Raw genomic sequence first — 11711 nt, 5'->3', positions numbered from 1 at the left:
GGGATAAGATATGGAAAAATGAAAAATTAGTTTTGTGAAGCGTCTTTCAATTGTTGCTTTAACCAGCGTTCAGCTAATTCAATATCATCAAAAAATGCAAAGTGCTCACCGGCATTTTGATAAATTTCACCTATGTGTGATTTGGCGAAATTAGGGGAGTCGCAATCATTTACCAACACCGCTGTTGCAATGCGATTACGTTTTTTCTCAGCACGTACGATTTCCGACAAACGTTTTCCTGCGGCATGCACATAAATACACTCACCATGCAAAATGAGTATAACGCCCCAAGGTTTGCTAGCAAGTTGGTCGATTATTGGGTTTGCTTGATCTCCAGATTGATATAGAGATTCAAGATTCCAAGGCCCCGTTCCTTCCAAGCGCAAAATCTGATCGGTAACCACCAGATCCAAAGTGCCATGGGCCTCAAATTTGTTGTGCACGACAAAGCCTTTTTCGGTTATTTTTTCACCCTAACACCTAGTATATTTTTATTTTAGCTATGATGCCAACATTAAAAGGATATACCTAATTTCCAGAATTAAATGGCCTTATCTAGACTCTTCGCGAGCACGCGATTTTTTAAATATTCAAGTATTTCTTGTTCTTGCTCGGCCAGCTCACCATCGATATGACATATTCCTTGAGCAACCGCGTAAGCCTTTTTGGCATTAAAACTCAGGTCATCTTTCAGTGACATGACAAACTCTTTAGGGTCGCAATTTTCAACCACATCTCTAACTTGATGTATTGATTGGCGTTGAAATTCTTCTAAATCGTCTTCGCCTTGCCAGTGAATATGGCGATATACTGAATCGTAATAGTCCTGCTCAGATAACGTAATTTTGCCGTCTATTCGATACAACAACATGCATAACTTCAGCAATGCCTCGTTGAAATTCTGTTCCATTTCAATTTCTACCCCAACATATTTATATCGATCCGCACAATAATTCGGTGTGTGCTGAGAAAAACTAATCGATCATGAATCACTTCAATGGGGGTTAATATGGAATTTCCAATTCTTTCAACTAATTTTAATGGGTATCAATATACCCACTTAATCTTGATTTGTTATTAGCAGTTGATGAATTTCTTCGCGTTGGTCAAGACAAAACAACACAAGTACATCACCAGGACGACATAACGACAGCGCAAGTTTAGCGCCTGACAAAGGCGAATCGACACATTCTACTAATGCAGCCTCAACACCTTGTCGTTGCAAATACGCGGATACCATTTTGGGAAGTTCGTATACTTGTCTGCCACGTAGGTACCGTTCAAGTTCAGCAATAATGTAGTGATCTGCATCTAATTTGCGAACTTCGTCGGTTAGTTGTTGAATATCTGCATCGGATCTATCTCCGGCGTTACTGAACATCACAATATAACGATTAGCTGGAAGTTGTTTCGCTGTATTGATCATTGCCGCAACGCTATGCGCATTATGTGCAAAATCAAGCATAACAGTTGCACCATTAAAGGCGTATAAATTGCCTCTGCCTGGATTGTCTTTTGCAGAACTACCAAAGTTCAATAGTCCGCGTTTGATCGCATCTACCGGGAGTTTTAATGCCATACATAAACCGATAACACCCAACGCATTTTGAATATTGTGTCTTGCGGCACCTTTCATGGTCATAGGTACATCGGCTACATCGACGATATATTGTTTTTCAGTGTCACCTGAGGCATAAACAAATTGCTTGTTTTGCACAAATACACAAGGCAAGGCAGATTGTTGATTCGACTTAATTAGTGGGTGATTTTCATCTTCACTAAACCAACAAATACGGCAATCTAACTCTTTCGCCTGTTCGACCACCAAGGCGTTATCTGCATTTAAAACTAATGTCCCTGCTGGTGTTAACCCTTTAGCAACGACAAATTTCACCTTTGCTAATTCTTCTACTGTATTAATGCCGTATTGACCAAGATGATCACTGGCTACGTTTGTGATTAGCGCAGCATTAACATTATCAACCGGAATACCACGGCGCAGTATTCCACCCCTAGCAACTTCTAAAAACGCCATTTCAGTACGTTTATCGCGGAGCAACATGCGTGCGCCACCTGGACCTGAATAATCGCCTTTATCAATGATTTGCTCACCTACTTTTATAAAGTCGGTAGATGTGACACCAGCATTAATGCCTGCTGCTTTAGCAATTTCACTGGCAAGACGGACACTGGTTGATTTACCGTTAGTGCCAGTAATAAACGCGCGCGGAATATCCCGAAACGCATTCCAATTCAGTTCTGTTAAATCTGGAAGTTGGTCGATTGGCCAAACACGTACTGAAGCCCCCATTCCAAGGCTTAACTCGTCATCATCACTGATGGCCGTCACTTGGTGGGCTTCAGCTTGCTGCAAAATTTTTAGAAGTTCAGGGTTTTGCTCTTCAGATAGTGCTACTTGCAATTGTTTGGCTTTTAGCTGCCAATCTACTTCTGGCAGTCCGTTCATTTGAGCCACGCTAAGCTCCCAAGCAAACTCGGCCACATCGCATGCAGTATAGAGTGCATCCATTTCCGCGCTTAATGCCATGCTGGCCCCACCTGAATAGAGTCGGTATGTGCAACTTTGAGGCCATTGCATTGTTTGCAATAGTTTATCCACCCAGCTCTGCCAGACAGTCACCACACTGCGCGGATCTACGTCGTCTATAAATACATCTAATATAGCGCCGGGCTTATCCCATAACAGGTTTGGGCCGGTTAACCGCCTGACTTCATCTAACTCTAAACGCATTAATCTGAATCTTCATCACGTTCAACCACGAGGCGTACCCCTCTTTCGTCGTGAACCAGAGTTTGTCCTACATCGAGTTCAAACTTGTGCTCCACGGGTTCAAATAGTTTTTCGGGATAATCACGAGAAGGCACGACTTCAGTTTGAGCTATGTCGCGGTCTGCGTGGAAATGTACAATCTGTTTCCAGCAACGAGTAATATCATCACCTAAGATAATCAAAAGATCACCTTTTTGGCAATCGGCTAAGGCTTTATCAACCGCGTCTTTTTCAGATGGGATCACCTGAATATCGCTGTCAGACTTGCCTTGCTCCAAATAAGTTTTACGCAATAATTGTGGCACTTCATCAAACCCTCTGCCACGACGGTCATCATCAGCTTTACAAATGATTGAGTCAAACCCTTTAGCGGTAATCATTGCCGCTTCAATTACATCTTCGTTGCGTCTATCTCCGGGCATCGCAATGACTAAACGACGCTTACCTGTTACATCTAAACGCATGGCCAAATCAGTTATCGTTTGAATTGCAGCAGGGTTGTGTGCGTAATCTAAAATCACTTTGAACGGATGTTCGTCATAGATATTCAAGCGACCAGGCGCTTGGTAAAAAGAGGTATTAAATATACGAAGCCCCTGACGAATATCTTCTAACGACGTGTTGAAACAATATGCCATAGCAGTCGCAAACATTGCATTTTGCACATTATGAATGGCCTTTCCTTCGATCGTTGCAGGAATAAGATGGGTCCACAACAAAGGAATATGAGAACCTTTGTCGTAAATTGTGATCATGTCACCATTAATGCCTTTTTCTAGTACCACTGCCAATCCACCGCTGCGGATATGTTCACGTACCAGACCATGGCCAGAATCCGTTGTCACATAACAAATCCGTTTTGCCGAACAAAAGTCTGCCATTTCTAAACAATGTCGATCGTCGGCATTTAGCACCACACATTCTTTGGCAACCTCTACCACGACACGTTTAATTTGCGCTAATTGTTCTAAGGTATCTATGCCGCGCTGTCCCAAATGATCTGCGCTGATGTTTAAACAAGCTCCTACATCACATTCGGTATAGCCTAAACCGCGTTTTAAAATCCCGCCACGTGCGGTTTCCATAATGGCAAAATCAACACTGGGATCGCGTAATACGATTTGTGCTGAAGTTGGACCTGTCATGTCCCCTTTTACGGTTAAGTGACCATCTATGTATACGCCGTCAGTTGATGTCATACCGGTTGTGTATCCCACACTCTTCATAATACTGGCGAGCATTCTTGAAGTGGTGGTTTTACCGTTCGTCCCGGTGATAGCTGCGATAGGAATACTCGACCGTGCTCCCGGTGGAAACAGCATATCCATCACTTTACCTGAAACATCTCTGGGAGTACCTTCGCTGGGCGCTACGTGCATTCGAAATCCAGGCGCTGCATTACATTCACAAATGCCGCCGCCGATTTCTTTGTATGACTTACTAATGTCATCGGTAAGGAAATCCACGCCACCTATGTCCAAACCAATTGCTTTGATAGCGCGAACTGCCATGTCACGATTATCCGGATGTACTGAATCAGTAACATCAATGGCTGTTCCTCCTGTAGACAAATTTGCGGTAGAGCGAAGATAGAATTCTTGTCCAGCATCCAACACGGTATTTTCGTCATAACCCGCTTCGGTGAGTAACCGCTCGGCCTGATTATCCAGCTCTAATCTGGTTAGTACTTTTTCATGGCCGATTCCACGACGCGGATCTTGATTAACAATATCAACTAATTCGGCAATCGTATGAGTACCATCACCGATAACATGACCAGGTACACGTTTGGCAACCGCAACTAATTCGTCGTTGACTACCAACATTCGATGATCAAACCCGGTAAGGTAACTTTCAACTAACACCGCGCGACTAGTACCAAATTTCTGCGCTTCATTAAACGCAGTGATAACCTCAGCTTCGCTATTCAGATTGATGCTAACGCCGCGACCATGGTTAGCGTTAAGTGGCTTGATCACGACAGGAAAGCCTATCCGATTTGCCGCACGTACCGCTTGGCGCTCACTGTAAATCATCAGTTGCTTAGGCACAGGTAAGCCCAAGTCATTCAGTAAATTATGGGTGTCTTCTTTGTCACAGGAAATCTCTACAGCGATGTGCTTCGTTTCGCTGGTTATGGTCGCTTGAATACGTTTTTGATATTTGCCGTGACCAAATTGCACCAAACTATAATTATTCAATCGTAACCAAGGAATATCACGTTCTTCAGCGGCTTTTACCAAGCTTCCAGTGCTAGGTCCAAATTCTTTTTTCTGAGCCATACGCACGAAATCTTGCAACTCTTGAGAGAAGTCAAAATCATCATCGATATCTGCATCTATCGCAGATTGCACGTTCTCAGGAAGCAAGTGAGTAAGTAGTCGCATACCCAAAGAGCCTGCCTCTAAACCAACATCTTGCTGCTTGTATTGGTAAACAACGTTGTAACAGCCAGGTTCTTCGAGACTTCGGGTTCGACCGAATCCAACTGGCGAACCAGCAAGATTTTGCAATTCAAGTGCGACATGTTCCCAGATATGTCCCATCCAGGTACCTTCATCTTCACGCAGCCTGCGTATAAAGCCACCTTCTTCTTGATAAGAACAACCGTGACTTTGCAAACTTGGAATTGCTTTTATCAAACCATCAATGAAGCCTTCACCCAGTTTTACAGAGGGCCAGTTCTCAAGTTCTCCCAAATCAATTTGATATCGGATAACAGGAAAATTTGCATAAATATTAGGCCCGACATAAACATTTCTACTGAGGATCTTCATATAACTGGGTTTCCTTGTGTTGTTTGCACCTAAACGGTAAATAACAGATCGAATGTGATTGATTTTAATGAAAGGTGCGTGTTTACCAATTCTATAATTGAAACGTTTGAACGTCTTTAATGTATAGAGTTGTTATATCTAGGCTATATAAAAACAGTGGCTAATGCCACTGTTTTTATAATCAGCATGATTTGTTTAGGAATCAAGCGAATGCTTGGCGAGTACTAATGTTGTAACGGCTGCCAGATGCAAGAATATGGACTTTTAAATTGAGCAAGGTTAGTGCATCACCTCGTCGTGCATCTGCCATTGATGAGTATTCAATATCGGCAGGGTCGACAATGGTTATGGCTCCACTTCCAACAACAGTGAACTCATTATTTTCATCGATAAATGCGGCCGTATCTTCGTCTAGCCCTATCCCCACTAAGAATGGATTGTAGGACACAGCACTGAGCAAACGCGATAAACGATTTCGTTGATTAAAATGCTGATCTACAACTACTGTATTAATTAATCCCATACCCGGCGCTAAGTTAACGCCATCTTCAGTTGGCACGATTCCCGTGCTACCGCCCGTTATCATATGCTGTGAGACTATCGCGGCACCTGCTGATGTGCCAGCGACATGAACCCCTTTTGCATTGATTTGACGAATCGTTTTAGCGATAGGTGTTCCACCTAGTATAGTCGACAAACGGAGTTGATTTCCGCCGGTGATAAATACCGCGGTACAGGTCAATAGTTGCTCAACATATTCATTGTTTTGTGCATCAGAGCGCTCACGAATTGGTAATGAGATGGTTTTCCCAGCACCTAATTCCTGAAATAGCTTTTCATAACGCTCACCGGTGTCGTCTAACTGAGATGCAGTTGGAATAACGCAAATAACTGCGTCTGCTCCACCAGCCAGCTCAACAAATCTTGTTAATATTTCAGGGTTATCTATTTTCTCTTCGGCGCCGCCGATGGGGATTACATAACCTCGTTGCTGTCCTTCTATGTTAGGAGACGGCATATTCAATCCTCAAACGTACCTTTTTTTACAAAAGTTTTATCAAAAATGTGCCACGCACCAAGAGCCATTACATGACTGATGCGGGACGAATCGTCTAGTATAACAAGATCCGCATCAAAGCCAGCTTGAATCTTGCCTTTTTTATGAAAATTCATCAATGTGGCAACGTTCGACGTGAAAAAAGGTAAACAATCCTGTAATACCGCGCCATTATCAAGCAAGTCATACAAGACCTGCGTCATCGATTCAGAGTTAGCAAAATCCATCTTGGTTAAATGCCCGTGTTTATCAAAACAAGGCAAACAACCTCCACCATCAGAACTAATCGTTAGCTTATCTTGTGGATAATCACTGGCAATGTAGCGACTTAATGCATCAACGGGTTCATATCCTTCTTCGCCGGTTTCAAATGCGGTAACGTCAATCCAGCAACCTTGTTGTGTCAATTCACAGGCTTCTTTGAATAAAAAGCGCTGGCGATTCACATGGGTAGGATTGAATGTTCTAGCTGGTATTTCTGACTCTTTTAACGCTTCTCGCACCAAACTTAAGCCGCGCTCTCCATCACCTAAATGTAAATGCACGGTACCAGCTTTGCCGGTCATCAACCTAGCAACATGTGCTTCAGACGCAACCTTTAATAACTCATTAAGAGTAGGCTGACTAGAGCGGTGATCACTTATGGCCAATTCACCCACAGCCACTATCGGATCGACAAACACAATATCAGTTTTAATCGAGCCGGTTAGCGTGGTTGGTGGTAGATGATAACCACCGGTATAACAATATGCTGATAAACCTTCTTCACGCAATGCATACACCTGAGCAACTAAGGATTCTGTACTGCGTGTGGTGTCATCAGTACCCAACAACCCCACGGCTGTAGTTACGCCCGCGCGAGTAAATTGACTAAGTGGAACCGGTGGAACACGGGTAGCAAAACCGGCCTCTCCGCCACCACCGGTGATATGGGTATGTGCATCAATCAAGCCGGGAATGACACTTGCACCTTGCAAATCGAGTTGCTGAACGTGTAATTTAGAATCTAAATTAGGAAGCTGATCTAATATCTGCAAAATTCGCCCACCACCGACCAAAATATGCTTGATACCCAGCGCTTCTGGCGCATAAAGATTGGCATTTTTTAGTAAGGTTAATGAATGCTTGTTCAACCCGCTCTCCAAAATGTGTGCGTTCGTCTGAGACTTAGCTCAGTTCACGCGAAAAAAAGGATTATACACTAGCTGTTGAGCGCAAAACAAAATGTCTCAAAATTACAAGTAAGTGTCCCAAAATTATAATAGATACTAGATTAGCAACACGACAACAAAGTGTGCAGTTTTACCACTCGCCTGTATTTGGCATCGACGCCCAAGGCTCTTCTGTTGCCAAGCTGTCACCACGTTGTAGTAGCTCAATGGAAATATTATCTGGTGAACGCACAAACGCCATGTGGCCATCTCTTGGTGGACGATTAATTGTTACTCCAGCATCCTGTAGCTTTTGACATAGTGCGTAGATGTTCTCCACTTCAAAGGCGAGGTGTCCAAAATTTCTTCCGCCAGTGTATGACTCAGGATCCCAGTTGTATGTCAGTTCCAACAATGGAGCGAATTCTTCTTTAGCTCGCTCGATATCGTCTGGTGCAGATAAATATACCAAGGTAAAGCGACCCTTTTCATTTTCAACTCGCTTACATTCAACCAGTCCTAACTGCTCACAATAAAAATTTAACGACGCGTTTAAATCTTGAACACGAACCATAGTGTGTAGATATCGCATGAGAAAGCTCTCTCCTTTACGGTGTTTGAATAGGGTTTATGTTGCTACAAATGTATTAGCACAACTTACGATAGCAATGCCCAGTAGTATGGTGGGTGATTTAGGATATTCAATCTATTTATTATTAAGTGGCGACGCGTTTGCACCGCATCAGCTAAAATCGATCAAACAAAAAAATTAATAAAAACAAATAGTGACATGCAATTTTGAAGTATCTAGACTGTACAAGACGTTGTTGCAGTTTATTTGCAACAGGTTGTGTATAAAGATTTCGTACACTTTCTTGCAACCGCTGTATTAAAGATCAAAAAGCTCCAACAAAAGCAAAATGCGTTTTGTTTACATAACTTTATGTCACTAAAAGATCAGCAAAATTTGGTCTATAGTTAAATAAATTCAACGATTTGCTTTCTAGCTTGTCATAATATTATCTGGTTGCGTGTAATATAGGAATGAAGATGACTGACGAAACAAACTCCAAATCCATTAAGCCGCATATAATTTTAGCTGTGATTGTGATCTGTGTAGTAGTAATAGGTTTTTTCACGTTAAGCGGCGGTGACGACCCGGAAGAAATTCCAGAGCCTAAAATTGAAGCCCCCATTCCCGATCCAATTGTTGACGTCATTGAGCAGCAAGAAATAGACGAATATGCGGTTGAGGACGAATCTGAGAGTATGGATGAAGCGCCTGACGTTGTAGATATGCCTCCGCCTGAGCCAATTCCCGAACCCATTGATACCAGCGATGCAGCAGTTAAAACGTCTGTCATTGGATTAGCCGATTATGAAGCTGCCGCAAGATTATTAGTCAACGATGATTTATTGAGACGCTTTGTGGTAATGACGGAAAATGCAGCTAACCGCACTATTGCCACAAATCATCAAGTCATTGTGCCACCTGAACAAAAGTTTCGAGTGTATGAACAGTCAGATAAAAGCTTTATCGATGCTGCGAGTTTCAAACGTTACACTCCGTATGTAGATACGCTGGATTCGATGGAAACTGAGTCACTTATCTCTTTATATGAGGTGTACAAACCGGCGATAAAAGATATCTATGCGGAAATTGGTGATCCTGATGAAGATTTTACGTTTGTATTAATGGATGCCATCAACCATTTACTCGATACACCTGAGGTACCGGTACCCATTGAAGTAGAAACTGACAGTGTTATGTACAAGTTTGCTGATGATCGCTTGGAAAGTTTATCTTCTGTGCAAAAGCAATTACTGCGTACCGGGCCAGAAAATATGCGCCGCATTAAAGCCAAGTTACGTGAAGTGAAAGATGCGTTGCAATAAGCATTGGAAGGTTTAGGCAAATCGTCTGATGGACTTAGCTAAGTTACAAAGCCAACTTGCTGAACAGCAAGGTAAGATCCCGCCAGTGGAAAAATGGCAGCCTGACTTTTGCGGTGATATTGATATTCAAATCAAGCACGATGGGAGCTGGTTCTATATGGGCACTCCCATCGGTCGCAAACCCTTAGTCAAACTGTTTGCCAGTGTATTGCGCAAAGATGAAGACGAATATTTTTTGGTGACTCCAGTAGAAAAAGTACGTATTCAAGTTGAGGACGTGCCATTTATCATTACCCAATGGAATAAACAGGACGAGTTGCTAACTTTTACCACCCAGACTGACGACACCTTTGTTGTAAGCAATGACAATCCGGTAGAGATTCGCCAAGATGGGTCAACCAAAGCGATGCTTCCCTATGTTAGGGTTAGACGTAATTTATGGGCCAGATTACATCAAAATGTATACTATCAGTTAATCGAAATAGCCAAAGAAGTGACGACCGATAATCAACGTAGCTTGCAACTAAAAAGTGGCACTTATACCTTCTCATTAGGTTCATTTTAAACAAAACTTTACATTTCAATCTTTAGCCAGTTTTGACCTGCCCATCAAATTAACCTAATGTTGTTCATTCAAAAAATAATATTAGGAAAACCTAAATGCTCCGCTGCGCATCAGTACTTCTAAAAGCAACCACACTAGTTATCACATCAGCATGTCTCAATGTTGGTCATGCCGCCACTATTATTCATGCAGGAACATTAATCAGCGCCGAATCTGACGATGTAAGAAATGAGGTTTCTGTGATAATTGAGGGAAATAAAATAAGCCGCATTGAAAAAGGCTTTGTTGCAGCAAGCAGCGATGATGAAGTCATCGATTTATCAGAATACACCTTGATGCCCGGATTAATGGATATGCATACGCATATTAGCAGTCAGCACAGTGGCCCAAGTAGCTACTTAGAAGGATTTGTTTTAAATGAAGCTGACTATGCCATTAAAGGCGTGGTATACGCAGAAAAAACCCTTAATGCAGGCTTTACCACAGTGCGTAACTTAGGCGATGGCTATAATGAAACGGTCGCGTTACGCAATGCCATTAATCGCGGCCAGATTCCAGGCCCGAGATTATTCACAGCCGCCAAATCCATAGCCACTACAGGGGGGCACGCAGATCCGACAAACAGCCATGCAAAGATTATCCATCGGGACCCCGGACCACTGAGAGGCGTGATCAATGGTGAAACCGAAGCTCGCCAAGCGGTTAGACAGCGTTATAAAGATGGTGCGGATTTGATAAAGATCACAGCTACTGGTGGTGTACTTTCCGTGGCTAAAAGCGGCCAAAACCCGCAATTTATGGAAGATGAGTTACAAGCTATTGTAGCCACGGCAAAAGATTATGGCATGACAGTTGCGGTTCACGCACATGGCAAAGAAGGTATGCGCAGAGCTATTTTAGCAGGCGTGACATCTATCGAACATGGCACCTACATGGATAAAGAAATCTTTAAATTAATGAAGAAACACGGCACTTATTATGTGCCAACTATAATGGCTGGGAATTGGGTAGCAGAAAAAGCAAAAATTGATGGTTTCTTTCCTGAGTTAGTGCGCCCTAAAGCTGCTGAGATAGGTCCGCTGATTAAACAAACATTTGCAGATGCATATAAAGCGGGGGTAAATATTGCCTTCGGAACGGATTCTGGCGTATCAGCACATGGTGACAATGGCTTAGAGTTTGTACTTATGGTTGAAGCGGGTATGAAGCCGATGGAAGCCATTCGAAGTGCCACTTATCATGGCGCAAAATTACTCAATGAACTTGACCGATTAGGGACTATAGAAGCAGGTAAACTGGCTGACATGGTTGCGGTAAAAGGCAATCCTCTGGATGATATTACCGAAATGCAAGATATCGATTTTGTGATGAAAGATGGCAAAGTATTCATCCATAAATAGGGTTAAAGACGATTGAAAGTTTTTTTGTCGAAGGTGAAATAAACCTCTCACTTTCACCGGTCTTTAATCTTGAG

General features: G+C 42.7%; 10 protein-coding genes. 3 read left to right on the top strand and 7 right to left on the bottom strand.

Going from position 1 to position 11711, the window contains the following annotated elements; translation table 11 throughout:
* Nucleotides 1-26: 26 nt before the first annotated feature.
* From GLIP_RS17770 to GLIP_RS17740, 7 genes are all read right to left on the bottom strand, one after another.
* A complete protein-coding gene (locus GLIP_RS17770; RefSeq protein ID WP_008846074.1) occupies nt 27-443 on the bottom strand; it encodes a hypothetical protein in 417 nt (138 codons plus the stop codon).
* Nucleotides 444-541: 98 nt separating this feature from the next.
* On the bottom strand, nt 542-910 hold the full coding sequence (locus GLIP_RS17765; RefSeq protein ID WP_008846073.1) for a tellurite resistance TerB family protein: 369 nt from the start codon (nt 908-910) through the stop codon (nt 542-544).
* A 150-nt stretch (nt 911-1060) separates the two neighbouring features.
* Complete coding sequence (locus GLIP_RS17760) at nt 1061-2752, bottom strand: Mur ligase family protein (RefSeq protein ID WP_008846072.1); 1692 nt, start codon at nt 2750-2752, stop codon at nt 1061-1063.
* Nucleotides 2752-5568: a cyanophycin synthetase gene (gene cphA / locus GLIP_RS17755; protein WP_008846071.1), complete on the bottom strand. Its 2817-nt coding sequence runs from the start codon at nt 5566-5568 to the stop codon at nt 2752-2754. Before cphA ends, GLIP_RS17760 begins: the two co-directional genes overlap by 1 nt.
* A 202-nt stretch (nt 5569-5770) precedes the next feature.
* Complete coding sequence (locus GLIP_RS17750) at nt 5771-6586, bottom strand: cyanophycinase (protein WP_008846070.1); 816 nt, start codon at nt 6584-6586, stop codon at nt 5771-5773.
* A 2-nt stretch (nt 6587-6588) separates the two neighbouring features.
* Complete coding sequence (iadA, locus tag GLIP_RS17745; protein WP_008846069.1) at nt 6589-7758, bottom strand: beta-aspartyl-peptidase; 1170 nt, start codon at nt 7756-7758, stop codon at nt 6589-6591.
* A 169-nt stretch (nt 7759-7927) separates the two neighbouring features.
* Complete coding sequence (locus GLIP_RS17740) at nt 7928-8368, bottom strand: VOC family protein (protein WP_008846068.1); 441 nt, start codon at nt 8366-8368, stop codon at nt 7928-7930.
* 458 nt (nt 8369-8826) lie between these two features.
* Here GLIP_RS17740 and GLIP_RS17730 point away from each other — a divergent pair, with 458 nt between their 5' ends.
* The 3 genes from GLIP_RS17730 to GLIP_RS17720 all read left to right on the top strand — a co-directional run bounded on the left by GLIP_RS17730 (nt 8827) and on the right by GLIP_RS17720 (nt 11637).
* Nucleotides 8827-9672: a DUF3014 domain-containing protein gene (locus tag GLIP_RS17730; RefSeq protein WP_008846065.1), complete on the top strand. Its 846-nt coding sequence runs from the start codon at nt 8827-8829 to the stop codon at nt 9670-9672.
* A gap of 28 nt (nt 9673-9700) precedes the next feature.
* Entirely contained in the window at nt 9701-10237 is a 537-nt protein-coding gene (locus tag GLIP_RS17725) for a DUF1285 domain-containing protein (protein WP_008846064.1), read from the top strand.
* Nucleotides 10238-10332: 95 nt separating this feature from the next.
* Entirely contained in the window at nt 10333-11637 is a 1305-nt protein-coding gene (locus GLIP_RS17720) for a metal-dependent hydrolase family protein (protein WP_008846063.1), read from the top strand.
* The last annotated feature ends 74 nt before the right edge of the window (nt 11638-11711 follow it).

This window comes from Aliiglaciecola lipolytica E3 (genome assembly GCF_000314975.1).
Taxonomy (GTDB): Bacteria; Pseudomonadota; Gammaproteobacteria; order Enterobacterales; family Alteromonadaceae; genus Aliiglaciecola; species Aliiglaciecola lipolytica.
This window is presented reverse-complemented; position numbering and strand designations above follow the sequence as displayed.